Source organism: Mesorhizobium sp. CNPSo 4670, from assembly GCF_057784235.1.
Genome location: NZ_JBWJFQ010000003.1, coordinates 133,861 through 159,539, shown reverse-complemented (window position 1 = coordinate 159,539; position 25,679 = coordinate 133,861). Strand labels below are relative to the sequence as shown.

Here is a 25,679-nt window from a genome sequence, read left to right as displayed (position 1 = left end):
GCGGAATCCTTCACGGCGTATGTCCAGTCGCAAAACGAGTCCCCCAGAAGATGGTTCGGCTACCGCATTGTGCAGCGCAACACAAAAAATCTACCAGGCCGAAATACTTGTGTGAGCAAGCGATAAAGGTTGACAAAGCCGCCCGGATTTCACCCTTTTTGGCGATTTCCCCAGCATTTCAACCCCGTCGTTGAGCTGTATGGATCTGCCCGCTCCGGTTGATTGGAAAAAACCCCGGCTTGGAGAATAAGAAAAGCTCAGATCTTTATTAAATCGTGAGCGAAACTCGAAAATCTATAATCTACTATACGTAGTTGGCCCCCGGTTACGCATGGAATGAATTGGAATTATTGGGTTTTGCGCGATGCAGCATGATCGCCGGCTTTTTCGTGGGTTGCCCGCACGGTTCGCTCCTCCCAAAGCCCAACGGGAAGCCGCACGCAAAGCCCTTCACCCGGCAGAGCGGGCTTGCGCATAGGGAAAGATCAGCTCACCAGAGGCGAAGTCTGGTAGCGATACCACGATCTGCCTCGATCCGTTGCGGAACTGGCCAGCTTCATGGCCGGAGATGCCTTGGAACTGAACCTGCAGGACGCGTGGCCGCGCCCATTCGCCGTTCACCCCGAAGCTGACGGCGCCCATGACGGTGTCGAAGATCGCTTCGCGCGTGTATGCCGACAGGGCGGCGTCGTCGAAGCCGCCGGTCGCCTCGATTGCCTGGGCAACCACCTGCATCTGCGCAAAGGCGAGCGGCGCCATATAGTGCCCCAAGAGGTCGACGCCGGCATCGCCGGCTCGCGCCTGGTAAGTGTCCAGAAACTCCTGAACGCCGGGGAACATCATCCTGGAGACGGGGACCCAATATTCGTAGTTCACGAAGCCATTGAGCAGCGGGCCGAGCGCCGTCTTCACCGCTGTGTTCTGCGGCCCGGTCATGCCGGCGCCAACCATCTTCGGGCGGAACCGGTGCGCATGGATGGCGCGTGCCAAGTCGATCGAATCCTGAAGGTATGAACACAGAAACAAGAGGTCGCAGCCACTTTTGGCGACGGCATCAAGCACCGGCTTGAAGTCGGTTGTCGTCAGCGGATAAGTGGCCTCATGAACGATGCTGAAGTCGTATTTGTCGGCGTTTGCCTTGGCGCCGAGAATGGGATTCCTAGAAAATTCGGCGTCGGCGGACAAGAGCGCCACGGTCGCTGGCCGCGGCTTCTGCTGCGCGGCGAGCGTGAAGAATCCTTCGGTCAGTGCCGCGTTCGGATCCGGCCCGGTCGGGATCATGGCGAAATAGTTGGGATAGGCGAGCGCGTTGTTGACGCCGAGGCCCATCAGGCCGACGAAGAAGCGCTGCCGTTCGATGATCAGCGGCATTGCCGGCAAAACCGTGTTGGTGCCGTAGCCGCCGATGACCAGGTCGACCTTCTCGTCGTCCATCAGCCGCTTGTAGAGGCCAGGCACGAGCGAGGCGTCACCATGGTCATCGTGGCAGACAAGTTCGACAGGGCGGCCGAGCAAGCCGCCCCGTCTGTTGGTGTCTTCCCGCCAGATGTCATGCGCGAGCCGCGCCGACCGGCTGTTGCCCGCGAGCGGGCCGGTCAGCGACAGGCAGTAGCCGATGCGGATGGGCGCGGCGGACATGGCTAGCCTCTCTCGAAGTACGGGCCTCTTGACGTGCGGGCCTGTTCAGGTGTCGGCTTTGGCGCGGGTGGCGAGCAGCTGCATTTCCCAGGCGAAGGCGACGCCACTGGCACCGCCATGTTCGGCAACGACGTCGGCGATACCGGCGGCCGTGTCTTCGCGCGCCCAGTCACGCTGCCATTCGCCGAGCACCGCCATCCAGGTGATCGGCACCGCGCCTGCGGCGACCATGCGGCGCACGGCCATGTCATGCGCTTCCAGCGAGACGCCGCCTGAAGCATCCGTGACGATAAAGACGTCATAGCCTTCGGCCAGCGCCTGGATCGCTGGCATGGCCAGGCAAATCTCGGTGTAGAGCGCGGCCAGCACGAGCTGCTTGCGTCCGCTCTTCTTCACGATGTCGGTGACTTTGGGGTCTTGCCAGGTGTTGATGAAGGTGCGGTCGATCGGTTTCTTCTCCGGAAAGACATCCTGCAGCCCCTTGATGATGTAGCCGCCGCGCTCCTCGAGCACGGTGGTCAGGATCGTCGGGACATTGAAGACCTTGGCCGTCTTGGCGAGACCGACGACATTGTTGACGATCATCGTCGGCTCGTGGCTGTTGAGACTGGTGAACTGGTAGGGCTGATGGTCGATCAGCACCAGAATGCTGTCTTCGGGTCGAAGCAGGGCTTCGAGGCCGGTTTTGGGCATGGGAAACTCCTTGGATATGCGGGCGACTGGTTAAAGCGCGTCGTGTTGAAACGGCTTCAGTCGACGCGCTTTAAGCTTCTGTTTTTTGTGCATGTCGTTGTCCCAAAACGCTGCGCACTTTTGGGCGACATGCATCAGGCGCCGGCGGGATCGAGAAAAACGTAAAGGGAATGGATGAGGTCGCCCTGGAAATGCGCGACATCAGTGCCGGTCACGGCGACGGGACCGTTGGGCGGGCCGGACTGCCAGCGCAGCCGCCCGATGCCGTGGTGACCAACGGCGGGGCCGATCGCCTTGAAGACAAAGCCTGCCGGCAGGCTCGACAGCAGCGCATCCACCGCCTGATTGATGGCGATATGGCCCGTTGCCGCCGCATGCGGTTCATATAGCACCGCATCGTCGGCATAGATTTTTGCGATGGCGCTCATCCGGCGGACGGCATCGCGCTCGCCGAACACGCGGGCGAGGTTGGCCTGCATCAGGGTATCATAGTCGATCGGTTCTGCGCTCATCGTCCACCTTCCGGATCAGGAGTTCTGGGGAGGCGGATGTCGAAAAGTGCTCAATCCGATGTCTCGCCTGCCGGTCAGGGGACTATTGCCCGTCACGGGGCGCAACACACTGTTCGATCCTGCTGTTTCCAGCCTGAATCCGCCGTCGCCTTGCGATCAGCTCTTGCGGTCGCGCCGCCACGTCGCCGGGGTCGCACCGATGAGCTTGCGGAACGTGCGTCCAAAATGCACGGCATCGGCAAAGCCGGTGGCCTCGGCCACATGGTCGAGCGTGGCGCGGCTGTCGATGAGCAGTGCCTGCGCGCGCCGGATGCGGGCGTCGAGTTGCCAGCGATACGGCGCCATGCCGGTCGAGGCCTTGAATGCCCGGCTGAAGTGCGATTGCGACAGGCCGGCCAGTGCCGCCAGCCGCGCGAGGTCGACACGCTCGGGCAGATGCGCATCGAGATGGTCGACGACACGCCGAAGCTGCCAGGGCGCCAGGCCCTTGCCGTCCGTGCCGGGCTCCCGCGGATCGGCGAACAGCCGCGCCATGATCGCCACGGTCAGCCCATCGCCGTAGAGCTGCGCCGACGGATCGGGGTCGTTCACCACCTCGGCGAGCAGCTTGACCAGGGTCCAGATGCGGTCATCGGCAAAACGCAGCCGCGGCGTCGAGACCGCTTCGCCATCGAACTGGGTAGCCAGCTTTTCGTCCATGGCGGCGAGATCGAACATCAGCGTGGCGTCTCGAACGAAGCGGACGTCGGCGCTATAGCCCCACATCTCCATGCCGGCAGGGGCGAAGTCCATGTGCCTGGCCCTGTAGCCGGCGGGGCAAGGCTGGTTCTCACGCAGCCGCGGCTCACAGGGGCTGCCGACCTCTTCCAGCAAGGCAATCAGGCGGGTCTCCGTCTCGTGGGGAAATTGGTGAGCCACTCTGCCGGAGCCGCGCCATTCATTGACGTCGAGAGAAACGCCGTTCCAGGCCCGCCGCGCTGTCGACAGGCTGAGCACATTTTCGGGCAGAGGTGCGACGGCGTCGACGCGGGCGAGCACGGATCAAATCCTCCTGATGTCGAGAAGACTAGCCCTATGTAAGCAATGGAGCCTAAACCATAAGCGCCGTTGCGGCGAACACAGCGTCACCTGGTTCCACGGGCCTGGTCTGAGTGCTCACCGAGCCCCTTGCCCCATCAAGACGTCGGCTCTGCCTCACGACAGACCGGCCGGTTCAGCCTATCGCGATGCCGCCAAGCGGGTTTTGGCCGGCGGCATGGAGGATGAACCAAAGTGACATCGACGCCGGTTGCCCATCGCGAAGCGGCGCCCTTGCCGATCGCCGCGCTGATGGGTGCCATGGTGTCGATCCAGATCGGCGCCACCTTCGCCAAGGGCCTGTTCCCGCTGATCGGCGCGCAGGGCACGACGACGCTCAGGCTGGTCGTCGGCGCGCTGATGCTGATCGCGGTGCTGCGGCCGTGGCACATGCGGCCGTCGCGCGCCACCATGCCATGGCTGATCGCCTATGGCGTGACGCTGTGCGCGCTCAACCTTCTGTTTTACGCCGCACTCGCCACCATTCCGCTGGGCATCGCGGTAGCGTTGGAATTTTCCGGTCCATTGCTGGTGGCGACGTTGACCTCGCGGCGTGCCAGCGACTTTGCCTGGATCGCGCTGGCGGTGGCCGGCATCGTGCTGTTGTCGCCGTTCGTCCATTCGCTGCAGCCGCTTGATCCGACCGGAGTGATGTTGGCGCTGGCGGCCGGCGGCTTCTGGGCGCTCTACATCGTGCTCGCCCAGAAGGCGGGCGCCGAACTCGGCTCTCGGACCACAGCCTATGGCATGGCGATCGCAGCCGTGCTGGTGCTGCCCTTCGGCGTGGCACAGGCGGGAGCCGCGCTGCTCGCGCCATCGATCCTGACCAGCGCGCTGCTCGTCGGCCTGTTTTCCAGCGCGCTGCCGTTCTGGCTGGAGATGGTGGCGCTGACCCGGATGCCGGCTCGCATCTACGGCACGCTGACCTGCCTCGAGCCCGGGCTGGGCGCGCTGGCCGGCTTCCTGTTCCTGCACGAAAGCCTGACCGCGCCGCAACTGGCCGGCATCGCCGCCGTCATTGCTGCCGCCTTCGGCACCGCGCTGACGTCGCGGCCACCGGTACCATCGCCGGAATAGCTCCTCGACAAGAGATTGCGCTCGGCCGCGTTCGCAATCGCCGGCGTCGCTCCTCTTGGACTTCGCCAAAATACAACCCATATTGATTTCACGGAGCTTTGAGCGTGACCTTCGCGCGGGTGGCCCTTCTTGCCGCGGCCTTCGTCGCCGCAGCTGTCTTTTCTCCCTTCTCTTCGGCCGGGAGCGAGAAGGTTGCGCTGAGCGTCGCCATTGACGGCGCCATCGGGCCGGCAAGCACCAGGCAGCTCGAGGAAGCGCTTGACGTCGCCGCCAAGCGGGGCGCCGAAGTCCTCATCCTTCAGCTCGATACGCCCGGCGGGCTGGTCACCTCGATGCGCGAGATGATCGCCGATATCCTCGCCTCTCCGGTGCCCGTCATCGGCTATGTCGCGCCGGCCGGTGGCCATGCCGCCAGCGCCGGCACCTATATCCTCTATGCCACCCATGTCGCGGCGATGGCGCCCGGCACCAATCTGGGCGCCGCGACGCCGGTCGAGATGGGCGGGCTGCCCTCGCTCCCCGGCGGCGACAAGGACAAGGGCGACCAGAACGACAAGGGCGACCAGAAGGACGCCACCGGGCGGCCGGCAGGCGACGCGATGATGGCCAAGGTGACCAACGATGCGGTTGCCTTGATCCGCTCGCTGGCGGAATTGCGTGGGCGCAATGGCGACTGGGGCGAGAAAGCCGTGCGCGAAGCGGCGAGCCTTTCGGCCAACGCGGCGCTGCAGGAACATGTGATCGACTTCGTCGCCCACGACACCACGGAGTTGTTGCAACTGGCCGATGGGCGGACCGTCGATGTAGCGGGCAGGAAAGTGGTTCTGGCGACCAAAGGGCTGCCGGTCGAGACGCTGGAACCCGGCTGGTTCATCCGGCTTCTCTCCGTCATCACCGATCCGAACGTCGCGATCATCCTGATGCTGGTCGGCGTCTACGCCATCATCTTCGAGTTCACCAGCCCCGGCGCGGTGGCGCCCGGCGTCATCGGGACCATCTGCCTCGTGCTTGGGCTCTATGCACTCAATCTCCTGCCGATCAATTATGCCGGCCTCGCCCTGATGCTGCTCGGCGTCGCCTTCCTCGTTGTCGAGGCCTTCAATCCCACCGTGGTGCTTGGACTCGGCGGCGTGGCCGCCTTTCTGCTTGGCGCCACCGTGCTGCTCAAGACCCAAGGTCCGGGCTTCGCCGTGTCATGGGCCGTCATCGGTCCCGCCGCCGCGCTGACGCTTGGGTTGGCGCTGCTGACGGGGACCTATGTCTGGGCGGCGCGCAAGAGCCTGCCGCGTGTCGGCGGTGAGGCCATGCGCGGACTGTCGGCCCAGATTCTCGACTGGCAGGACGGCGAGGGCCATGTAATGGCCCAGGGCGAGCGCTGGCGGGCGAAGGCCGACGAACCCATCGCACCCGGCGACAGCGTCGAGGTGACCGACATCAGCGATCTCGTGCTGACGGTGCGGCGGCGCGACGCCGGAAGGAATGGAGCAAAAAAATGAGCATCGGTTACGTCGCCTATCTGTTGCTTGCGCTTGTGGTGGTCATGTTCCTGTCCGCGGCCATTCGCATCCTCAGGGAATATCAGCGCGGTGTGGTCTTCACGCTCGGCCGCTTCACCGGGGTCAAGGGTCCTGGTCTCATCATCCTCGTCCCCTTCATCCAGCAGATGGTCAAGGTCGATCTGCGGGTGGTGGTGCAGGATGTGCCGCCGCAGGATGTGATTTCGCGCGACAACGTCTCTGTGAAGGTCAACGCGGTGCTCTATTTCCGCATCGTCGACGCCGAACGGGCGATCATCCAGGTCGAGGACTTCATGGCCGCCACCAATCAACTGGCGCAGACCACGCTGCGCTCGGTGCTCGGCAAGCACGAACTCGACGAAATGCTGGCCGAGCGCGACAAGCTCAACAGCGATATCCAGGAGATCCTCGACCAGCGCACCGATGCCTGGGGCATCAAGGTCTCCAATGTCGAGATCAAGCATGTCGACCTGAACGAGAGCATGATCCGCGCCATCGCCAAGCAGGCCGAGGCCGAGCGGCTGCGCCGCGCCAAGGTGATCAACGCCGATGGAGAGCAGCAGGCGGCGGCCAAGCTGGTCGAAGCGGGCAAGATGCTTGCGGCCGAGCCGCAAGCCATGCAATTGCGCTATTTCGAGGCCTTGCACGACATCGCCGGCGAGCGCTCGTCCACAGTGGTGTTCCCGCTGCCGGTCGATCTGCTCAGCCAGTTCATGAAGGGGCAGGGGAAGTAGGGGAGGAGCGTGTGATCGCCCCCTTTGTGAGGAGACCGGCGGTTCACCGCCGCCAGGGCGGCTCCGGCGCGAAGCGCTTGCCGATCCAGTCGGCGAAGGCGCGGGTCTTGGCGGCTTGTCCCTTGGCTGAGGGCGTGACGACATAGACCGCGCCTTCGTCGGCCAGCGTCCAGTCCTCCAGGATCGGCACCAGCCGGCCGTCGGCGAGCTCACGGCCGACCAGCCAGTCGGTGCTCATCATCAGGCCGACGCCTTGCACGGCGGCCTCGACCAGCACCTCGGCATCGTCGGAGACCAACGGCCCGGAAACCTCGACGCGCACGTGCTGGCCCTCACGGTCGGTCATCTCCCAGGCCGGAAAGGTCTGGAAGCCGCTGAAGCCGAGGCAGGAATGTTCGAGCAGCGCCTGCGGTGTCTGAGGCCTGCCCCTTCGGGCGAGATAGGAGGGGGCGGCGCAGAGCAGCCGGCGCCGCGTCGCCACCTTGCGGGCCACCAGGCGCGAATCCTCCAGCACGCCGAGCCGCAAGGCGACGTCGAAATTCTCGGCGACCAGATCGGCGAAGCGGTTGGAGAATTCGGCCTCGATGCGGACATCGGGAAATTCGGCAAGGAATTGAGGCAGCAGCGGCCCGATCCACATGCGGCCGAACGTACCAGGCAGCGCCAGCCTGAGCAGGCCGCGCGGGCGGCCGCCGGCATGTGCCGACGCGGCGGCCTCGGCCTCGTCGACGGAGGCGAGGATGGCGCGCACGCGCACCAGGAATTCGGCGCCCGCTTCGGTCAGCGACACGCTGCGAGTCGTGCGGGAGAGCAGCCTTACCCCCAGCCGCTGCTCCAGCGATTGCAGGCGGCGCGACAGGATGGTCGCGTCGCGCCCGACACGCGCGGCCGCCGTGGTGAAGGAGCGCGCCTCGGCGATCGCCGCGAAGGCCGCCATTTCGGAAAGGGCCGCGGGTTCATAGGATTGCTGCATAATTCACAGTACTTAAATGCAATTGGTAACGATTATCCAGAGATAGCGCAGCAGCTAGGTTCACTCAACCCATCAATCGCCCCACGGGAGTGAAACCATGAAAGCCATCGAACTGAGCCAACCCAGGCTAGACGCCTTCCGCGCCGCCACCATTGCCACCCCCGAACCGCAGCGTGGCGAGGTGCTGATCCGCCAGCGTGCGGCGAGCCTCAATTTCGTCGATGTCGCGGTGGCGAGCGGCAATTATCCCGGACCGAGCTTTCCGCTCATCCCCGTCGCCGACGGCGCCGGCGAGATCGTCGCGCTGGGCGAGGGGGTTACGAGACTGGCCGTTGGCGATCGTGTCGTCGCCCACGCCAAGCCGCGCTGGATCGGTGGCCGGCCGCGGCCGTACGAGATGACGCAGATGCGCGGCATTTCGCTGCCAGGGTCGCTGGCCGAATATGTCGCGCTGCCGGCCAATTCGGTCGTGGCGGTCCCGGCGCATCTCTCCTTCGAGGCAGCGTCGACGCTGCCGATCGCCGGCACCACCGCCTGGAATGCCATCCGCGCCGCGGATGTCGGGCCGGGCTCGGTCGTCGTGCTGCTCGGCACCGGCGGCGTCTCGATCTTCACCCTGCAGCTTGCGAAAGCCGCCGGCGCCACCGTCATCATAACCTCGTCGTCGGACGAGAAGCTTGAGCGGGCCAAGGCACTCGGCGCCGATCATCTCATCAACTACCGCGCGATGCCCGACTGGGACGGCAAGGTGCTGGAGCTGACCGGCGGCCTCGGCGCCGACCTCGTCGTCGAGACCGGCGGCACCGCCACCTTCGCCCGCGCCGTCAACGCCACCGCGCCCGGCGGCACGCTGTTCACCATCGGCTTCGTCACCGGAGCCGAGGCCACGGTCAATCTGCTGCCGATCATCATCAAGGCGCTGAGGGTGGTCGGCAACAACACCGGATCTGTGTCCGACCTTCACGACGCCGCCCGCGCCATCGGTGCAGCTGGAATCGAGCCGGTCGCCGACAAGGTGTTTTCGCCAAACGAGGCAGCCGAAGCCTACGCCCACATGGCCGCCGGCGGCCTGCACTTCGGCAAGCTGGTGTTCGGGCTGGAGTGGTGATCGGCGAAGATGGCGGAGCTGCCACTCTCCCCCTTGCGGGGGCGATGCCCGGCAGGGCAGAGGGGGTGGGAAGGATCGCCAAACTTCGCGGTTGCCACCTTCAACCGGAAATCACTGGACGGCACGATTGTGATTGGGTTGAGATGCCGGCGGGACAGTACCCCCCTCTGGCCTGCCGGCCATCTCCCCCGCAAGGGGGGAGATCGCAGCTTCGTCGCCGTCGCCCCCTAAATCAGCTTCTCCAGCGTGATCGGCAGGTCGCGCACGCGTTTTCCAGTGGCGTGGAAGACCGCGTTGGCGATCGCGGGTGCCACGCCGACGATGGCGAGCTCACCGACGCCCTTGCCGCCGAGCACCGAGGAATGCAGGTCGGGAATGCCGACCGAGATCACCTCGATGTCTGGAATGTCGGCGTTGGTCGGCACCAGATAGTCGGCAAGGTTGTTGTTGACGATGCGGCCATGGCGGCGGTCGACGATGCCTTCCTCGAGCAGCGCCTGGCCGATGCCCATGATGATGCCGCCCTTCCATTGGCTTTCGGCGAGTTTGGGGTTGTAAAGCCGGCCCGAATCCAGCGCCGACACCACGCGCGACACGCGCACCGTGCCGAAATCCTCGTCGACACGCACCTCGATGAAATGCGCGCACCAGCTGTGGCGGGAATAGTCGCCCTCCGTATGCGGCAGCGCCATGGCGATGGTGGTGTAGTTCTTGTAGCAATCCTGCGCCGTCGAGTTGGCCGGCATGGTGTCGCCGGTGGCCTCGATGTGGTCGCGGCCGACGCTGGCCAGCAGTTCGGCGATCGAGAGATCGGGACCGTCACCGCGCGGCGATGAGATGCGGCCATTGGCGACCACCAGCGTGTTGGCCTGCAGCGCGTGGAAAGGCGAGCGGGGATCGCTGATCGCCAGCCCGACCAGTTGGTCGAGCGCCGAGGTCGCCGCCTTGTAGACGGCGCCGGTCATGACGCCGGCCAGCCGCGACCCGCCGGCGACGCCGGCGCGGGGGAAGCGCGAGTCGCCCAGCTTCACCACGACATTGTCAGCCGGCACGCCGACCGTCTCGGCGGCGGTCTGCGCCAGGATCGTGTAGGTGCCCTGGCCCATGTCGATCGAGGAGCTTTCGACCTCGACCGAGCCGTCGGCGAGGATGCGCACGATCGCCTCGCCATAGGCGCGCCGCACCGGATAGGTGCCGGCGGCGACACCCCAGCCGATCAGCTGGTTGCCGTCACGCATCGAGCGCGGTTCGGGCCTGCGCTTGGCCCAGCCGAAGCGTTCTGCACCTGCAGCAAAAGCCTCGCGCAACTGCCTGGTCGACCAGGCTTTTTTGGCGTGCGGATCCTGCTCGGCATAATTTCTCAGGCGGATCTCCAGCGGATCGATGCCGACCTCATAAGCGAGTTCGTCGATGGCGCTCTCGATGCCGAAGGCCGAGGGGTTTTCGCCCGGCGCGCGCATGGCGCCCGGCACCACCGAATTCACCCGCACGACATTCTGCTTCGATGAGAAATTCGGCGTCGCGTACATGATCGAGGTGACCGATCCCAGCGGCTCCACCCACATGCCGTCCATCGACGTCTCGCTGATGCCGCGATGCACGATCGACTGGATTATTCCTTGCCGGTCGGCGCCGATTGTCACCGTCTGGCGTGTCGCCGCGCGCCCGCCGTAGCCGGTGAAGGTCTGCGGCCGCGTCATCACCAGCCTCACCGGCCGGCCCAGCATCCTGGCGGCACTTGCCGCCACCGCGCCATGGCTGAGCGCCAGCGCCTTGGAGCCGAAGCCCCCGCCAATATAGGGCGAGACCAGCCGCACATTCTCGAACGGCACGCCGAACCATTCGGCATAGGTGCGCGCCATGCCGTCCAGCCACTGGCTCGGCTCCCACACGGTGAGCTTGTCGCCCTCCCAGTGCGCGATCAGGCCATGCGGCTCCATCGGCGCCTGGTATTCGCGCGGCGTGTTGTAGGCGGCGCAGATCCTGACCGGAGCCGAGGCGAAAGCCGCCTGGGCGTCGCCCCATTCCTTGGTCATTGCGTCGATCGGGATGCCGTCACCGGCCTTGGAGTCGCTGAGGTCGACAATTGAGGGGGTCTCGTCATAGCTGACTTTGACCAGTGCAGCGGCCGCAATCGCCTGCTCGAAGGTTGCCGCGACGACCGCCGCGACATGCTGGCCTGAGAAGGTGATGTCGCGCGCCAGCGGGCAATAGGGCTTGTCGGGCGGCGGTGTACCGAACCAGTCAGAGGCAGTCCTGAGGCTGATGATGGTGTCCGGCGTCAACACCTTGAGCACGCCGGGCGCTGCTTCGGCCGCCGCGGTATCGATCGAGCGCACCTTGCCCGATGCAATCGTGCTTTCGACCAACACGGCGTAGGCCAGCCCTTCAAGCTGCTGCTCGACAGCGTATTTCGCGGAGCCGGTGATCTTGGCCGGGCCGTCGACGCGCGACAGCCGGCCGCCAATGGCGTCGGCGCCGCCATCGGACGCATCACCGTGTCTCATGTTGTGAACGGTCATGCCGTTTCTCCCATTTTTAGGATGGCGCGGGCGACGACGCGCGGCGCCAGTTCGATCTTGTAGTGGTTGGCGCCGTTGTCGACAGCACCTTCGATGGCGAGCAGGCTGGCGGCGCGGACGGCGTCCGGTTCCAGCACCTTGCCTTTCAGCGCCTCTTCCACTGCCCGCGCCCGCCACGGTTTGGTCGCGACGCCGCCTAGCGCCACGCGCAAATCCCGGATGGTGTGCCCGTCAGTCTCGAACTCGATGCCGACAGCAGCACTTGCCGCGGCGAACTCATAGGATTGGCGGTCGCGGATCTTCAGATAGGTCGAACGCCGGGCCGCTGCGGAGTCGGGGATATCGATCGCGGTGATCATCTCGCCCGGTTCGATCGCGTGTTCCCTGTCGGGCGTGGCGCCGGGCAAGAGAAAGAAGTCGTCGACCGAAAGCTGGCGCTCGCCGAGATGGACGATCGCGTCGAAGGCGACCAGGGCAGTTGCGAGGTCGCCCGGATACATGGCGATGCAGGCGTTGCTGGTGCCGAGCACGGCGTGTCCGCGGGTGACGCCGCCGATGGCCGAACAGCCGCTTCCGGGTTCCCGCTTGTTGCAGGCCGGGAAATTCGCTGGATCGCGGAAGTAGGGGCAGCGCGTGCGCTGCATCAGATTGCCGCCGATGGTCGCCATGTTGCGGATCTGCGCCGAAGCCGCCTGCCACAGGGCTTCGGAGACGGCGGGGAAGTGGCGCTTGATGTCAGCATGGTCGGCGACATGGCCCATTTTAGCCAGTGCACCGATGGTGGCGCCGCTTGCGCTGACTTCGATCTTGTCCAGCCCTTTGAGATGGGTGATGTCGACGAGGCTGTCGGGCTCGGCAACACCGCATTTGGCGAGATCGATCAATGTAGTGCCGCCGGCCAAGAGCATGGCGCCGGGCAGGGCGGCGGCCTGGCGGGCCGCATCGAGCGAGCCGGCACGCAGATAGGAAAAATCTCTCATGACTGGACCTCCAGGGCTGCCTGGCGGACAGCGGCGACGATGTGCGGATAGGCGCCGCAGCGGCAGAGATTGCCGGCCATGTATTCGCGGATTTCTTCGTCCGAGCCGGCATGGCCCTCGCGGATGCAGGCGACCGCCGACATGATCTGGCCGGGCGTGCAATAACCGCACTGGAAGGCGTCCTGCTCCAGGAAGGCAGCCTGCACGGGATGCAGTTCGCCCTCCCGTGCAAGCCCCTCTATGGTGGTGACGGTGCGGCCCTCGACTTGCGCGGCCAGCGTCAGGCAGGCCAGCACGCGCTCGCCGTCGACATGCACGGTGCAGGCGCCGCATTGGCCGTGGTCGCAGCCCTTCTTGGTGCCGGTCAGGCCGAGCCGGTCGCGCAAGGCGTCGAGCAGCGTGACGCGCGGCTCGAGCTGCAGGGTATGGCGATGGCCGTTGATGTCGAGATGGACGGGAATTGTCGTTTTGGTCATGGGCGTCTGGCTCCAGTTGCTTGACGCGGAGTCGATTGAGCTGATGTTGGGCAGGCAAGGACAGCCGGCAGACCTACCGGATCTCCCAGCTGTCCGTCCCTTCGCTTTCGCTCCGGGCATTCGTCGTTTGGAAAGCCAGGCAACTGGCCTTCTGTCCGCTATGCGGATGACTCGTCATCCCAGCAGGTCCTCGATCCGGATTGGAAAGCGCCGGGGGCGCACGCCCGTTGCATGCCAGACCGCATTGGCGACGGCGCCAGCCGTGCCGGTGATGCCGATTTCGCCAACGCCCTTGATGCCGAGCGCGTTGACGTAAGGGTCGTCCTCGTGGACCAGCAGCGCCTCGACCGACGGCACGTCGGCATTCACCGGGACATGGTATTCGGCGAGGTTGGCATTCTGGATACGGCCCGAGCGCCGGTCGGTGACGGCCTCCTCATGCAGTGCGAAGGAGACGCCCCAGATCATGCCGCCATAATACTGGCTGCGCACCAGCCGCGGATTGATGACCCGCCCGGCGGCAAAGGCACCGACCAGTCGGGTGACGCGGATCTGGCCGAAATCGGGATCGACCTTCACTTCGGCGAACACAGCGCCATGCGCGTGCATGGCATAGGCCTCCCGCGACGACGGGTCTGGGGTTCCCGTGCCACGCCCATCGATCTCGGCGAGCCCGGCACGGGCCAGGATCTCGCCGTAGCTTTCACTGCGATTTTCGTCGTCGCGCCGGTAGAGGCGGCCGCCACGGGCCAGGACGCCCTCGTTGCCGGCGCCGAACAACGGCGAGGCTTCATGGCCGGTGGCGAGATCGGCGAGCCTGGCGATGACGGCGGCTCCGGCATTGTGGATCGCCATGCCGGCCGTCGCCGTATGGCCGGAGCCGCCGGCAATGCCTGCGTTGGGCAGGTCGGAGCTGCCGGCCCTGAAATCGACCTGGTCGATGTCGAGCCCCAGCCCGTCGGCGGCGATCTGGGCGAAGGCGGTCCAGGCGCCTTGCCCCATGTCCTGCGCGCCGGTCTCCATCAGGCCGCTGCCGTCGGCCCTCAGCACCGCACGCGCCTCAGCCTGGAACATGATCGCCGGAAAGGTTGCCGTGCCCATGCCCCAGCCGGTCAGAAAGCCACCCTTGTCCGGCATCTGGCGCGGCTGGAGCGGACGGCGCTGCCAACCGAAGCGCTCCGATGCCTGCGTGTAGCACTGGCGCAGCGCCTTGGACGAAAACGGCTTGCCAGTCATCGGCTCGACCTCGGCATAATTGCGCAGCCGAAACTCCAGCGGGTCCATGCCGCAGGCCGCGGCCGCCTCATCGATGGCGCTCTCCAGCGCGATCGAGCCGGTGGCTTCACCCGGGGCGCGCATGAACAGCGGCGTGCCAGTGTCCAGCCGCACCGCCTCGTGCGAAGTGGCGATGGCCGGGCTGGCATAGAGCGTGTGCGAGGCATCGGCGGCCGGTTCGAAGAAATCGTCGAACGTGCTCGATGCGGTCTTGGCGTGATGGTCGATCGCTGTCAGCCGCCCTTCGCTGTCCATGCCCATGCGCAAGGTCTGGCGCGTTGGCGCGCGATGGCCGACGGGCCCGTACATCTGCTCGCGCCTCAGCACCAGCTTGACCGGACGACCGACGAGACGCGCCGCCAGAATGCCGAGCACCTGCGGCCCGGAGATCATGCCCTTGGAACCGAAGCCACCACCCAGGAAAGGGCTGCGGATGTGGATATTTTCCGGCGCGATGCCGAACAGGCCAGCGATGCGGCCCTGTGCCATGGCAAGGCCCTGGCTCGGCGTGTCGATCGACAAGCTGTCGCCATCCCAGGCGGCGACGATCGCATGCGGCTCCATGGCGTTGTGGTATTGGGCCGGCGTCTCGTAGGTCGCCTCGATCCGCGTCGCTGCCGACTTGAGACCGGCCTCGACATCGCCCTTGTGGTGCACCGCAGGACTGCCGATGCCGACACCGCCCGGCACAAAGCTTTCAGCGCCGTCGAGGCCAACGCGCGCCGGCTGCGCTTCATAGTGCGGCGATAGCAGTGCCGCCCCCTCGGTCGCCGCCTCCAACGTTTCGGCAATCACCACGGCGATGGTCTGGTTCGGGTAGCGGATATGGTCGTTCTGCAACAGGTCGAGCCGGAACATGAAGGGATTGTTCTTGGCATCCGGATTGGTGGCGAGCGGCGGCCGGTTCTCGGGCGTCATCACCTCGACCACGCCCCCGTGCGCCTTGGCCGCCCCGACATCCAGTGAAGCAACGCGGCCGCGCGCGATGCTGCTGACGGCCAGTACCGCATAGAGCATGCCGGGCGGATGATTGTCGGCGGCGTAACGGGCGGCACCTGTGACCTTGAGAAAACCGTCGCGGCGGGTCAGCGGCTGGCCGATGCTGGAGCCCTGCCGGAGATGGGCGGGTTGCTGATTGAGGCTGAGTTCAAGCGTCATGGCGCACTCCGGGAATGGAGGAAAATGGGGAGGCAGGAAGGGCTGGCAGCCGTTCAGGCGTTCCCGCCAGGACAGACACCAGCGCCCTGACCACGATGCGGCGTGCGAGTTCGATCTTGAACGCATTGTCGCCGGAGGGACTGGCATCGGCCAATGCGGCGTCCGCCGCACGGACGAAGCTCGTCTCGTCGGCATCGGCGCCAAGCAGGACCGCTTCCGCCGAACGCGCCCGCCATGGCTTGGCTGCTACCCCGCCCAGCGCCAGCCGCGCCTGGCGGATCTTGCCGCCTTCGACGACAAGGGCAGCGGCGGCCGAGACAACAGCGAAGGCATAGGAGGTGCGTTCGCGTACCTTGAGATAGCGGGCATTGGCGGAGAAGGAGGCGGCCTCCGCCGGCAGGCGCACCCCAACGATCAGGTCGCCGGGCTCCAGCCCATTCTCCCGCTGCGGCGTCTCGCCGGGAAGCCGGTGGAATTCCTCCAGCGTCACATGACGCCGGCCCTTCTTGCCCTCGATCTCGACCACGGCGTCGAGCGCCACCAGCGGCACGCAGAAGTCCGATGGATGCGTGGCGATGCAGGCGTCGCTCCAGCCGAGCACGGCGTGCAGCCGGTTCTCGCCACCCAGCGCGTCGCAGCCCGCGCCCGGCTCGCGCTTGTTGCAGGCGCTGGCGGTGTCGTAGAAATAGCTGCAGCGCGTGCGCTGCAAAAGATTTCCGCCGACGGTGGCCGCGTTGCGAAGCTGAGCCGAGGCGCCCGACAGCAAGGCCTCCGCCACCGCCGGATAGGATCTGGCGAACTCTGGATCATGAGCGAGGTCGGCATTGCGCACCAGTGCGCCGATGAGCAGGCCGCCATCGGCCAGCCGCTCAATGCGGTTGAGCTCCGGCAGGCGCGAGATGTCGACGATACGCTCGGGGCTGGTGACCCCGCCTTTCATCAGATCAAGCAGGTTGGTGCCGCCGGCGAGATAGGCCGAACCCGGTTCGGCCGCCGCCGCAATGGCGTCGGGAATGGTAGTGGGCCTGATATAATCGAAGTTCTTCACGCCGCGGTCCTCCGGTCGGCTTTGGCAAGCTGTTCCTGGGCTTCCAGGACGGCCTCGACGATGCCGCCATAGGCAGCGCAACGGCAGAGATTGCCGCTCATCCCCTCGCGGATGCGCTCGGGATCGTCGCCGGCCTGTGCCTCGGCGATCAGACCGAGTGTGCTCATGATCTGACCCGGCGTGCAGAAACCGCATTGGAAGCCGTCATGGGCGATGAAGGCGGCCTGCACCGGATGCAGGTCTTCACCATGGGAGACACCTTCGATGGTCAAGACCTTGGCGCCGTCATGGCTGACGGCAAGCGCCAGGCAGGAGTTGATGCGCTTGCCATCGACCAGTACCGTGCAAGCGCCGCACTGGCCGCGGTCGCAGCCCTTCTTGGTGCCGGTGAGCTCAAGCTGCTCGCGCAGCAGGTCAAGCAGTGTGATGCGTGGATCGACCTCCAGTTCGTATCGGTGTCCGTTGATGGTGAGAGCGAGGGGAAGGCTGGTCATGGGCGTCTGGCTCCAATTGCTTGACGCGAATGGGAATCATCTGGTGCCTTGCTGGGGAAGAGCAAGGTTACCTTGCGGTCAGGTTGGGTAGTCTCCCCGCATGGGGGAGATAGCACTCATCGGTCTTCACCGACCTCCAGCGGGCGGGGGAGGCTACTTTCAGCACGTGACATACCGGTTCGCCTTATTATATGATAAAGGTGCTCCACTAAAACGGAGGCGCCTCCGTTTATTACGTGGGGGCTGACCCGGCCGGGTTCAAGCCCCCCGCCACACCGTGGAGAAAAAATTGGCCGCCGAGCCGTCCGCCATCGCCAAAGAGAAGGTCGAAGAGGCCAAGCCGTTGCGCGCCGACGCGCAGCGCAACCGTGACAGGCTGGTCGAGGTGGCGGCCGCCGTCTTTGCCGAGCGTGGCATCGACGCCTCGCTGGAAGAGATCGCGCGCCGAGCCGGCGTCGGTATCGGTACGCTCTACCGGCATTTTCCGACCCGCGAGCACCTGGTCGAGGTGGTCTACCGGCGCGAGGCGGAGGCGCTGTGCGCGGCTGCCGGCGAGCTCGCCGGAAAACATCCGTCCGATGTAGCGCTGGAGCAGTGGATGCAGCGCTTCGTCGACTATATCGCCACCAAGCGCGGCCTGGCGACCAGCCTGCGCATCCTGCTGACCACCAATTCGACGCTGTTTTCCGACACGTCGGGTAGGGTCTCGCAGGCCTTGCGGCAACTGGTCGAGGCTGCGGTGGCCGAGGGCACCATCCGCGGCGACGTCGACGCTTCCGACGTGCTGCACGCACTGTCGGGCATCTACTCGGCACCCGACACCCCGCAATGGCGCGACCGCTCACGCCGGCTGGTCTCGCTGCTGATGGACGGTCTGCGGTTCGGGGCGGCGAAATCCGCCAAGGCCTGATCGTCTGCGCGATCGGCCCAGGGCAGGCGACGGCCCTGTAGCAGACATGTCCGTTGGTCATGGCAGGCGGATTCGCACACCGCGCTTGCAACTGAGTGAGAGCGGTTGTTAAATTCCTCACATTTCAGGCGACCGACAGGCCCAACGCATGACTGCTCGTAAAGCGCAAAGGACAGCCCTACTGATCCATCTGCTATCGGAACGGCGGGTTATCCATCTGAGCGAAGCGGCAACGCTGCTCGGCGTCTCTGAGATGACTGTGCGGCGTGACATCGCCACCAATCAGGGGCAGATCGCCTTTCTCGGTGGGCACATATTGGCGGCGGCCGAGATCGATACCGACGCTCCTTACGAACTGGCGACCGCGGCCGACAGCCATGCGGCGGCGAAGCGCGAAGCCTGTCTGCACGCGGTGCGGAAGATACGGCCCGACGAGACGATCTTCATCGATTGCGGCACGACGCTGATCCATCTGATCGACCTCATTCCCGATGATTATCGAATAACGGCAATATGTTACGCCATGAATGTCGCGGAACGCCTGACCCGCAAGGCCAATGTGACGATCATCATGCTGGGTGGCGTGTATCATCCCGCCTCGGCGTCTTTCTCGGGCACGCATGACTTCGACATTTTGAAGAGCGTCGGCATCAATGCCGCCTTTCTGTCGGCCGCCGGCGTCGATGCCAAACGTGGTGCCACCTGCGAGCATTTTCACGAGGCGGTGGTGAAGCAGAAGGTGATGGGCCTGGCGCGCGAAAACTACCTCGTCGTCGACAGCAGCAAGATCGGCAAGCTCAAGCGCGCCTTCTTCGCACCGATGGACGGTTTCGACGCCGTCATCACCGAACATGGGGAGGTAGGGCCGGAATCATTCCAACTGCCGCCTGACTCCGTTTGACATTTCGCTGGCCTGATGGAAAAGTCACAAAAAAAGTAAGAGAAGTCTCAAAAGACAATCTCGATCGGGGTAGGGGACGCGTCAACGGAAGGAAATGCAGGCGTCATGATCGAACAGGGTTCGATTTCGCCATCGTCCGGGACTCCCTTGCTGCGCGTCGAGGGCGTCAGCAAGCGGTTCGGCGGTGTCAATGCGCTGCGCGGCGTCAGTCTCGAAATCAAATCCGGTGAAGTGCACGCCCTGCTTGGTGAAAACGGGGCCGGCAAATCGACGCTGATCAAGATTCTAAGCGGCGTCCACGTGCATGATGGTGGTTCGATCGAGATCAACGGCGAGCCTGTCTCGTTCGCTTCGCCCGCCCAGTCGCGTGAGGCCGGCGTGGCGGTGGTCTACCAGGATCTGAGCCTGGTCGAATCGCTTTCGGTTGCCGACAATCTGATGCTGGGACGAGAGCCGAAGACCCGCTTCGGCTTCCTGAAAAAACGCCAGTTGGTGGCGCAGGCCGAAGCCTTCCTCAAGTCTCAGAATATCCCGCTCGATGGTCGCGCCCTAGTCGGGTCGCTGCCCTTTGCCTATCGCCAGATGACCGAGATCGCCAAGGCGCTGATGGGCGACGTTCGCCTGCTCATCCTCGACGAGCCGACCTCGGCTCTGACCGACGATGAAGAGAAGATCCTGTTCGAGGCGATCCGTGCTGTTGCCGCGCGAGGCGTCGGGGTGATCTACGTCACGCATCGCCTCAATGAGGTCTTCCGAATTTCGAACCGGGTGACCGTGTTCCGCGACGGACAGAACGCCGGAACATTTGTCACGTCGCAGACCAATATGAGGCAATTGGTCGGCGCGATCGTCGGGCCGGATCACGCCGTCCTGAAGGCGGACAGCATGGCAGCCGGGCAAAGCGTGCCGTCCTCGGCTAGCCCTGGTTCACCGGAAAACCCCGTGCTCGAATTGAAGGGCATCAGCAATGACAGGCTGGACCGGACCAATCTTGAACTGCGCAGCGGCGAAATCCATGGCCTTGCCGGCCTGATCGGCAGCGGACGCACCGAAATCCTGCAGACGATCTTCGGGCTGCGGCCCATCCAGTCGGGCGATGCCAGCCTCGACGGCGTTTCGCTGAACAGAACCGATCCGGCCGCGGCGATACGGCGAGGCATCGCGCTGGTGCCGGAGGACCGGCACGTCCAGGGCCTGGTCCTCGAACATTCGATCGAGCGCAACCTGACCCTGCCACGGTTGCCGTATTTCTCGCGCCTGGGCTGGCTGCAGCGCCGCGCGGCGAGCGAGCACGCCGACGCCGCCATGCACCGGCTGGCCGTCAAGGCGCCAGGCGCATCGACCACGGTGAAGAATCTGTCCGGCGGCAACCAGCAGAAGGTCGTGTTCGGCAAATGGAACGAGCCACGGCCGCGCGTCCTGTTGCTCGACGAGCCGACGGTTGGTGTCGACGTCGGCGCGCGCGAGGAGATCTACGGCGTCATTCGTGCCGCGGCGGCGGCGGGAAGCGGTGTGCTGCTGGTGTCTTCGGATCTTTCCGAACTGCTTCAGCTCTGCGACCGCGTCTCGATCGTCGTCGATGGCCGGATCACGAAGACGATTTCGAGACAGGAATTCGGCAGCGCCGAGGATCTCCATCACCTCATTCAACTTTCGCAGCCATCGGAAGAGCACGCGGCATGACCGACACCCAAAGCCCGGCAAATCCATCAGTGGCAAGGGGGGCTGCCGCCAACCAGCCAGGCGGTCGGTCGGCGCTGCAGCATCTGCTTCAGGGCGAGCGCCCCTATATGCTTTACGTCGCCTTTGTCGTCATGCTGATCGTCTTCAGCCTGGCGTCGCCCTGGTTCCTGTCGATCGACAATTTTCTCAACATCGGCCGCCAGACGACGCTGGTCTCGATCATTGCCGTCGGCATGACGTTCGTCATCATCTCCAGGCAGATCGACCTGTCCGTCGCCTCGACGCTGGCGCTTTCGGGCATGAGCGCGTCGCTGGCCATGGCTTTCGTCGCCAACAACTGGCTCGTCGGTGCGCTAGCGGGATTGGGCACTGGGGCGCTGATCGGGCTGATCAACGGCGTGTTGACCACCCGCCTCGAAATCCCGTCCTTCCTGGTGACGCTGGGCACGTTGAGCGGCGCGCGCGGCCTGGCGCTGATGGTCACCAACACCAAGCCGGTCATCATCACCAACGACTATTATTTCGCGATCTTCGGTGAAGGCTCGGTGCTGGGCATCCCGGCGCCGATCCTGTGGACGCTTGGCGTCACGATCGCAGGCATCCTGCTGCTCCACTACAGCGTCTATGGGCGGCGCGTCTATGCGGCGGGCGGCAACCCGACTGCGGCGCTCTATTCCGGCGTTCATATCAAGCAGGTCACCACGCTGGCTTTCGTGCTGACCGGAACGCTCGCCGGGCTGGCATCCCTGATCCTGTCGGCGCGTTCGCACGCGGCGCGGCCCGATGTCGTGCAAGGCATGGAGCTCGATGTCATCGCCTCGGTGATCCTCGGCGGCTGCAGCCTGTTCGGCGGTCGCGGTTTCGTACTGGGCACGCTGCTCGGCAGCCTGATCATCGGCACGCTCAACAATGGGCTGGTGCTACTTGGCGTCAGCTCGTCGCTGCAACTCGTCATCAAGGGAGCAATCATCGTCGCCGCGGTCGCCTTCACGAGGAGGTAAGGCGCGCGCCCGCGGATATCAGCAGAAAATTGCCGGCTCCAAACGGCACCAGAAACGTCAACGATCAACGGAGGAAAGTCATGAAGCACTCGGCACGAATCCACTCGCTCTTCTGCACATTGAGCATCGCCGCCAGCGCGTTCGCGCTCTCAACATCCATAAGCCCGGCGCAAACGCCGGAGACCTGCGTTACCGGCGTCGACATGGCCACGCTCGGTCCCAAGGGCATTGTCGGCCAGGGTCCGCACGGCGAAAAGGCAGCCTCGCCCGATGAGTTGAAATTGAGCGACGACCAGGCTGCCAAGGTCAAGGCCGGCAAGTTCAAGGTCGGCATTTCCATGCAGACGGTGAACCTCGACTGGTCGCAACTGCAGGTGCAAGGCATCAGCGAAACGCTGGCCAAGTATGGCGTGACCGTGACCGGCGTCGCGTCCGCCGAATATCAGGTCGACAAGCAGATCGCAGATATCGAGAACACCATCCAGCAGCATCCCGACGGCATCATTTCCATCCCGGTCGACTTCACCGCGACGGCTCCGACCTACAAGAAGGTGGGCGAGGCCGGCATCAAGCTGGTGTTCATGGACAGCATCCCGGTTGGCCTCGAATCTCCAAAGGATTTTGCCTCGATGATCTCGGCCGACAGCCAGGGCAACGGCCAGATCGCGGCGCAGATCCTCTCTTCCTGCATGCCGAAGGGCGGCACGATCGGCCTGGTGAATTTCGGCGTCGACTATTTCAGCACCAATGAGCGCACCAAGGGCGTCGGGGAGTGGATGAAGAAGAACCGGCCCGACATCGTCATGAAGCAGGTCGATTTCACCGATCCCTCCAAGGTGTCGCAGATCGCCGGCGACTTCCTCACCGGCAATCCCGATGTGAAGGGCCTGTTTGCGGTGTGGGATCAGCCGGCGCTCGACACGCTGTCGTCGATGCGCGCGCAAGGCATCGACATTCCGATCACCACTGTCGATCTCGGCCTGCAGTCGGCGATCGAAATCGCCAAGGGTGGGCCGCTCAAGGCGACGGGCTCGCAGCGTCCCTATGACCAGGGTGTCGCCGAGGCGCTTGCCATGATGAAGGCGCTGATCGGTGAACCCACGCCCGCCTGGGTCGGTGTCCAGTCCTTGCCGGTGGTGCAGTCCAACGTGCTGGAGTCCTTCAAGACCGTGTTCCACAAGGATCCGCCGGCCGAACTGGTCGACGCCTGCAACGGCGCCAAGCCGAAGTGCAATTGAGATAGGTGGAAAGCCATGGGCACGGGGGCGACCCCGTGCCCATGTTTTTGGTAAGATTGGACGCGACGCGCTTTGGGAAATCGGCCCGCAACCTTCGGCTTCATGCCAAGACGGCCATTCATGGTGAGCAAACGGTATGCTAGGCGTGATGGCTTGATTCGCTTGTCGTTCACGCTTTCGAGGGCATCCGATGTATGTAGGCCGTTCCTACAAGGTGGTAGATTTCGCTGTCTGGTCGCGGGGCAGTGTCATCTACATGGTGGTGGTGAGCGCACTGGCCGTGGCGGCCTACCGTCTGCCGGGCATCGCCGGGTTTTCGGTGCCATGGTCGGTCGTGCTCGTGCTCGGCACCACCGTGTCACTCGTTGCCGGGTTCAAGAATTCGCAGGTATTCACCCGCAGCAGTGAAGCGCTGCAGGCCTTTGCGCAAATTACAGCCAGCAGCCGGTTGTGGTCCAATTTCTGCAGGGACTTCAACGATGTGCCGACAGCCAGGCAACTGATCTACCGCCATCTCGCCTGGTTGACGGCCCTCCGGTTCGCCCTGCGGCGGCCGATGCCGTGGGAATCCATGGGGCGGGCGGCCAATGTCGAATTCCGGCGGCGTTGCCGTATCCAGGAGGATGCGGGCTCGATCACCGACGAACTGCGTCCGCTGTTGGGCGAACAAGCCGACGACGTCCTGAAGTCGCCTCGTCCAGCGCTAATCCTCCTCGAAATGCAATCGGTCCAGGTCAATGCGTTGTTCAAGGACGCCAAAATCCCTCCCCAGGTCTATGTCGAACTCACCAAGCTGATCCGCGACTTCCATGATCAGCAGGCGCGGTGCGACCGCATCAAGAACAATCCATATCCCCGGCAATACGCCATAGTCAGTTCCTTGTTCGTCATGATCTTTTGCACCTTGCTGCCATTTGGCGTCGTTCCAGTCTTTGCCGACATGGGCAAATTGGGCGGCGCACTCGGCCCGATCGCGATCTGGCTCACGATCCCGTTCAGCACGCTTCTGGGGTGGGCATACATGTCTCTCGACCAGGTCGGCGAGAGCAGTGCCAACCCTTTCGAGGGCAACGCCAACGATGTTCCGATCTCGCAAATCTGTCGCGACATCGAGATCGAGCTGCGCACCGGGCTGGGCGAAGTTGACCTTCCCAAGCCATTGCTGCCCATCAACGATATCGCGACCTAGGCAAGCGTCACCGATCCCCGATACCAGGTGCCGGCGCGACCGCTCTCGCCGGCTGGCAACACACAAAAAACCTGGCGTGAATGTCACATTGGCGGATCCCAACTCGTCATGAGGTCGGCACCAACAGAAGGAAGCCAATCATGACCGCAAAACTTGATCTCTTCGCCGCTGCCCCCTCGCTGATGAAGGAATGGCAGCGCGCATCCTTCGCCATTTCCTCCAGCCTCGAGCCCAGCCTGGCCGAGCTTGTGAAGATCCGTGCATCCCAGATCAACGGCTGCGCCAACTGCCTCAACATGCACACGGTGTTTGCGCGCGAGGACGGCGAAACCGAGCAGCGCATCTATCTGTTGTCGGCGTGGCGCGAGGCGCCCTGCTACACCGACCGCGAACGCGCAGCGCTCGGCTGGACCGAGGCGCTGACGCGGATTTGCGAAGGCCATACGCACGAAAGCGCCTATGAGGCCCTGGAGGCTGAATTCACGCCGGAAGAACAGGTCAAGCTCACCTTGATGATCAATGTGATCAACGGCTACAACCGCCTTGCGGTTGGGTTCGGTGGCTGGGCCGATCCGGCGGCCATAAGGTCCGCCGCCAAGGCGGCGGCCGCCTGATGACGAGCGCAGGGACCGAGCATGCGGCGGCAGCCTTCGACCCGCTGCGTCCGACGCTGATGCGCGTCGCCTACCGCATGCTTGGCTCCGTGGCGGACGCCGAGGATGTCGTGCAGGAGGCCTTCATCCGCTGGATCAGGGCCGACCGCGGCGAGGTGCGTGAGCCGGCGGCATTCCTGCGCCGCACGGTCACGCGGCTTTGTCTCGACCAGCTCAAATCCGCGCGCCGCCTGCGCGAGACCTACGTCGGTCCCTGGCTTCCCGATCCCGTCGTGGAAGAGGACGAAGTGGAAGACGTCACCTTGCCGATGATGCTGGTGCTGGAACGTCTTTCGCCGCTCGAGCGGGCAGCCTTTCTGCTGCACGATGTGTTCGGGCTCGGATTCGACGAGGTCGCCGCCGCCATCCAGCGCGAGCCCGCCGCCTGCCGCCAACTCGCTGCCCGCGCGCGCACCCATGTCCGCCAGGCGAGACCGCGTTTCAAGGTGGAAAGGCAACGCGGCCTCGAGCTTGCCGAGGCCTTCTTCGCCGCCTCGCGCAGCGGCGACATGAAGGCGCTGGGCGCGATGCTGACGGCCGACGTCAGCGCCCATGCCGATGGCGGCGGAAAGCGTCCGGCAGCCACGGAAGTGGTCCTGGGGTTCGATGCCGTGATGCAGCAATACGCGCGTGTGGCGGAATGGCTGCAGAAGAACGCCTCGACGCTTGTTCGTGTGGTTTTCGTCAATGGACTGCCCGGCTTCATCACGTTGGAAGCCGATGGCGAACTGCAGACGACCGCACTCGACATCGAGGACGGAAAGATCTCGGCAATCTATGTGGTGCGCAACCCCGACAAGCTCAGGCACCTGCATTAGGTCA

Annotated in this window: 23 protein-coding genes; 12 read left to right on the top strand and 11 right to left on the bottom strand. The window is 64.7% G+C overall.

Features of this window, described 5'->3' with window-relative positions:
* Positions 1 to 450: 450 nt before the first annotated feature.
* The 4 genes from AC0ZT5_RS07075 to AC0ZT5_RS07060 all read right to left on the bottom strand — a co-directional run bounded on the left by AC0ZT5_RS07075 (position 451) and on the right by AC0ZT5_RS07060 (position 3,881).
* Positions 451 to 1,638, bottom strand: a complete 1,188-nt coding sequence (locus AC0ZT5_RS07075; protein ID WP_488495834.1) for an amino acid ABC transporter substrate-binding protein — start codon at positions 1,636 to 1,638, stop codon at positions 451 to 453.
* 45 nt (positions 1,639 to 1,683) lie between these two features.
* Positions 1,684 to 2,331 carry a hydrolase gene (locus tag AC0ZT5_RS07070; protein WP_488495833.1) on the bottom strand — a complete coding sequence of 216 codons (648 nt, stop codon included), beginning with the start codon at positions 2,329 to 2,331 and terminating at the stop codon, positions 1,684 to 1,686.
* 134 nt (positions 2,332 to 2,465) lie between these two features.
* The gene (locus AC0ZT5_RS07065; protein WP_488495832.1) at positions 2,466 to 2,843 is read right to left on the bottom strand and encodes a nuclear transport factor 2-like protein; all 378 of its coding nucleotides are present in this window, start codon (positions 2,841 to 2,843) and stop codon (positions 2,466 to 2,468) included.
* Between the two features lie 156 nt (positions 2,844 to 2,999).
* Positions 3,000 to 3,881, bottom strand: a complete 882-nt coding sequence (locus AC0ZT5_RS07060) for a helix-turn-helix domain-containing protein (protein WP_488495831.1) — start codon at positions 3,879 to 3,881, stop codon at positions 3,000 to 3,002.
* A 234-nt stretch (positions 3,882 to 4,115) separates the two neighbouring features.
* Here AC0ZT5_RS07060 and AC0ZT5_RS07055 point away from each other — a divergent pair, with 234 nt between their 5' ends.
* The 3 genes from AC0ZT5_RS07055 to AC0ZT5_RS07045 all read left to right on the top strand — a co-directional run bounded on the left by AC0ZT5_RS07055 (position 4,116) and on the right by AC0ZT5_RS07045 (position 7,248).
* On the top strand, positions 4,116 to 4,997 hold the full coding sequence (locus AC0ZT5_RS07055) for an EamA family transporter (RefSeq protein ID WP_488495830.1): 882 nt from the start codon (positions 4,116 to 4,118) through the stop codon (positions 4,995 to 4,997).
* Positions 4,998 to 5,101: 104 nt separating this feature from the next.
* Positions 5,102 to 6,493, top strand: a complete 1,392-nt coding sequence (locus tag AC0ZT5_RS07050) for an NfeD family protein (protein WP_488495829.1) — start codon at positions 5,102 to 5,104, stop codon at positions 6,491 to 6,493.
* Positions 6,490 to 7,248 (top strand): slipin family protein, encoded by a 759-nt coding sequence (locus AC0ZT5_RS07045; protein ID WP_477283198.1) that lies wholly within the window; start codon positions 6,490 to 6,492, stop codon positions 7,246 to 7,248. The genes AC0ZT5_RS07050 and AC0ZT5_RS07045 overlap by 4 nt, the downstream gene beginning before the upstream one ends.
* Positions 7,249 to 7,291: 43 nt before the next feature.
* Here AC0ZT5_RS07045 and AC0ZT5_RS07040 read toward each other — a convergent pair whose 3' ends face one another.
* Positions 7,292 to 8,221, bottom strand: a complete 930-nt coding sequence (locus AC0ZT5_RS07040) for a LysR family transcriptional regulator (RefSeq protein ID WP_488495828.1) — start codon at positions 8,219 to 8,221, stop codon at positions 7,292 to 7,294.
* Between the two features lie 97 nt (positions 8,222 to 8,318).
* Between AC0ZT5_RS07040 and AC0ZT5_RS07035 the strand changes: the two genes are divergently transcribed.
* Positions 8,319 to 9,329: a zinc-dependent alcohol dehydrogenase family protein gene (locus AC0ZT5_RS07035; protein ID WP_488495827.1), complete on the top strand. Its 1,011-nt coding sequence runs from the start codon at positions 8,319 to 8,321 to the stop codon at positions 9,327 to 9,329.
* Positions 9,330 to 9,556: 227 nt separating this feature from the next.
* Here the strand turns inward: AC0ZT5_RS07035 and AC0ZT5_RS07030 are convergent, their stop codons facing one another.
* The 6 genes from AC0ZT5_RS07030 to AC0ZT5_RS07005 form a co-directional block, all read right to left on the bottom strand.
* The gene (locus AC0ZT5_RS07030) at positions 9,557 to 11,851 is read right to left on the bottom strand and encodes a xanthine dehydrogenase family protein molybdopterin-binding subunit (RefSeq protein WP_488495826.1); all 2,295 of its coding nucleotides are present in this window, start codon (positions 11,849 to 11,851) and stop codon (positions 9,557 to 9,559) included.
* Positions 11,848 to 12,831, bottom strand: a complete 984-nt coding sequence (locus AC0ZT5_RS07025) for an FAD binding domain-containing protein (RefSeq protein ID WP_488495825.1) — start codon at positions 12,829 to 12,831, stop codon at positions 11,848 to 11,850. Before AC0ZT5_RS07025 ends, AC0ZT5_RS07030 begins: the two co-directional genes overlap by 4 nt.
* Entirely contained in the window at positions 12,828 to 13,307 is a 480-nt protein-coding gene (locus AC0ZT5_RS07020) for a (2Fe-2S)-binding protein (RefSeq protein ID WP_488495824.1), read from the bottom strand. Before AC0ZT5_RS07020 ends, AC0ZT5_RS07025 begins: the two co-directional genes overlap by 4 nt.
* Positions 13,308 to 13,481: 174 nt before the next feature.
* Entirely contained in the window at positions 13,482 to 15,740 is a 2,259-nt protein-coding gene (locus AC0ZT5_RS07015) for a xanthine dehydrogenase family protein molybdopterin-binding subunit (RefSeq protein WP_488495823.1), read from the bottom strand.
* Entirely contained in the window at positions 15,730 to 16,788 is a 1,059-nt protein-coding gene (locus AC0ZT5_RS07010) for an FAD binding domain-containing protein (RefSeq protein WP_488495822.1), read from the bottom strand. The genes AC0ZT5_RS07015 and AC0ZT5_RS07010 overlap by 11 nt, the downstream gene beginning before the upstream one ends.
* Positions 16,785 to 17,282, bottom strand: a complete 498-nt coding sequence (locus AC0ZT5_RS07005; protein WP_488495821.1) for a (2Fe-2S)-binding protein — start codon at positions 17,280 to 17,282, stop codon at positions 16,785 to 16,787. Before AC0ZT5_RS07005 ends, AC0ZT5_RS07010 begins: the two co-directional genes overlap by 4 nt.
* Positions 17,283 to 17,571: 289 nt before the next feature.
* Here AC0ZT5_RS07005 and AC0ZT5_RS07000 point away from each other — a divergent pair, with 289 nt between their 5' ends.
* The 8 genes from AC0ZT5_RS07000 (at position 17,572) to AC0ZT5_RS06965 (ending at position 25,675) form a co-directional block, all read left to right on the top strand.
* Complete coding sequence (locus AC0ZT5_RS07000) at positions 17,572 to 18,192, top strand: TetR/AcrR family transcriptional regulator (protein WP_488495820.1); 621 nt, start codon at positions 17,572 to 17,574, stop codon at positions 18,190 to 18,192.
* A 148-nt stretch (positions 18,193 to 18,340) separates the two neighbouring features.
* Entirely contained in the window at positions 18,341 to 19,093 is a 753-nt protein-coding gene (locus AC0ZT5_RS06995; protein WP_488495819.1) for a DeoR family transcriptional regulator, read from the top strand.
* 105 nt (positions 19,094 to 19,198) lie between these two features.
* Entirely contained in the window at positions 19,199 to 20,776 is a 1,578-nt protein-coding gene (locus AC0ZT5_RS06990; RefSeq protein WP_488495818.1) for a sugar ABC transporter ATP-binding protein, read from the top strand.
* Positions 20,773 to 21,777 carry an ABC transporter permease gene (locus AC0ZT5_RS06985; RefSeq protein ID WP_488495817.1) on the top strand — a complete coding sequence of 335 codons (1,005 nt, stop codon included), beginning with the start codon at positions 20,773 to 20,775 and terminating at the stop codon, positions 21,775 to 21,777. Before AC0ZT5_RS06990 ends, AC0ZT5_RS06985 begins: the two co-directional genes overlap by 4 nt.
* An 80-nt stretch (positions 21,778 to 21,857) precedes the next feature.
* Positions 21,858 to 23,015: a substrate-binding domain-containing protein gene (locus AC0ZT5_RS06980; RefSeq protein WP_488495816.1), complete on the top strand. Its 1,158-nt coding sequence runs from the start codon at positions 21,858 to 21,860 to the stop codon at positions 23,013 to 23,015.
* Positions 23,016 to 23,205: 190 nt separating this feature from the next.
* Complete coding sequence (locus AC0ZT5_RS06975; protein WP_488495815.1) at positions 23,206 to 24,204, top strand: bestrophin family protein; 999 nt, start codon at positions 23,206 to 23,208, stop codon at positions 24,202 to 24,204.
* A 140-nt stretch (positions 24,205 to 24,344) separates the two neighbouring features.
* Entirely contained in the window at positions 24,345 to 24,818 is a 474-nt protein-coding gene (locus tag AC0ZT5_RS06970; RefSeq protein WP_095091770.1) for a carboxymuconolactone decarboxylase family protein, read from the top strand.
* The gene (locus AC0ZT5_RS06965) at positions 24,818 to 25,675 is read left to right on the top strand and encodes a sigma-70 family RNA polymerase sigma factor (RefSeq protein WP_488495814.1); all 858 of its coding nucleotides are present in this window, start codon (positions 24,818 to 24,820) and stop codon (positions 25,673 to 25,675) included. The genes AC0ZT5_RS06970 and AC0ZT5_RS06965 overlap by 1 nt, the downstream gene beginning before the upstream one ends.
* Positions 25,676 to 25,679 lie beyond the last annotated feature (4 nt).

Excerpts from the sequence above, each read along its gene's own strand:
- AC0ZT5_RS07075 (WP_488495834.1), bottom strand. The coding sequence starts at position 1,638 with ATGTCCGCCGCGCCCATCCGCATCGGCTACTGCCTGTCGCTGACCGGC.
- AC0ZT5_RS07070 (WP_488495833.1), bottom strand. The coding sequence starts at position 2,331 with ATGCCCAAAACCGGCCTCGAAGCCCTGCTTCGACCCGAAGACAGCATT.
- AC0ZT5_RS07065 (WP_488495832.1), bottom strand. The coding sequence starts at position 2,843 with ATGAGCGCAGAACCGATCGACTATGATACCCTGATGCAGGCCAACCTC.
- AC0ZT5_RS07045 (WP_477283198.1), top strand. The coding sequence starts at position 6,490 with ATGAGCATCGGTTACGTCGCCTATCTGTTGCTTGCGCTTGTGGTGGTC.
- AC0ZT5_RS07040 (WP_488495828.1), bottom strand. The coding sequence starts at position 8,221 with ATGCAGCAATCCTATGAACCCGCGGCCCTTTCCGAAATGGCGGCCTTC.
- AC0ZT5_RS07035 (WP_488495827.1), top strand. The coding sequence starts at position 8,319 with ATGAAAGCCATCGAACTGAGCCAACCCAGGCTAGACGCCTTCCGCGCC.
- AC0ZT5_RS07030 (WP_488495826.1), bottom strand. The coding sequence starts at position 11,851 with ATGACCGTTCACAACATGAGACACGGTGATGCGTCCGATGGCGGCGCC.
- AC0ZT5_RS07025 (WP_488495825.1), bottom strand. The coding sequence starts at position 12,831 with ATGAGAGATTTTTCCTATCTGCGTGCCGGCTCGCTCGATGCGGCCCGC.
- AC0ZT5_RS07020 (WP_488495824.1), bottom strand. The coding sequence starts at position 13,307 with ATGACCAAAACGACAATTCCCGTCCATCTCGACATCAACGGCCATCGC.
- AC0ZT5_RS07015 (WP_488495823.1), bottom strand. The coding sequence starts at position 15,740 with ATGACGCTTGAACTCAGCCTCAATCAGCAACCCGCCCATCTCCGGCAG.
- AC0ZT5_RS07005 (WP_488495821.1), bottom strand. The coding sequence starts at position 17,282 with ATGACCAGCCTTCCCCTCGCTCTCACCATCAACGGACACCGATACGAA.
- AC0ZT5_RS06995 (WP_488495819.1), top strand. The coding sequence starts at position 18,341 with ATGACTGCTCGTAAAGCGCAAAGGACAGCCCTACTGATCCATCTGCTA.
- AC0ZT5_RS06990 (WP_488495818.1), top strand. The coding sequence starts at position 19,199 with ATGATCGAACAGGGTTCGATTTCGCCATCGTCCGGGACTCCCTTGCTG.
- AC0ZT5_RS06985 (WP_488495817.1), top strand. The coding sequence starts at position 20,773 with ATGACCGACACCCAAAGCCCGGCAAATCCATCAGTGGCAAGGGGGGCT.
- AC0ZT5_RS06980 (WP_488495816.1), top strand. The coding sequence starts at position 21,858 with ATGAAGCACTCGGCACGAATCCACTCGCTCTTCTGCACATTGAGCATC.
- AC0ZT5_RS06975 (WP_488495815.1), top strand. The coding sequence starts at position 23,206 with ATGTATGTAGGCCGTTCCTACAAGGTGGTAGATTTCGCTGTCTGGTCG.
- AC0ZT5_RS06970 (WP_095091770.1), top strand. The coding sequence starts at position 24,345 with ATGACCGCAAAACTTGATCTCTTCGCCGCTGCCCCCTCGCTGATGAAG.
- AC0ZT5_RS06965 (WP_488495814.1), top strand. The coding sequence starts at position 24,818 with ATGACGAGCGCAGGGACCGAGCATGCGGCGGCAGCCTTCGACCCGCTG.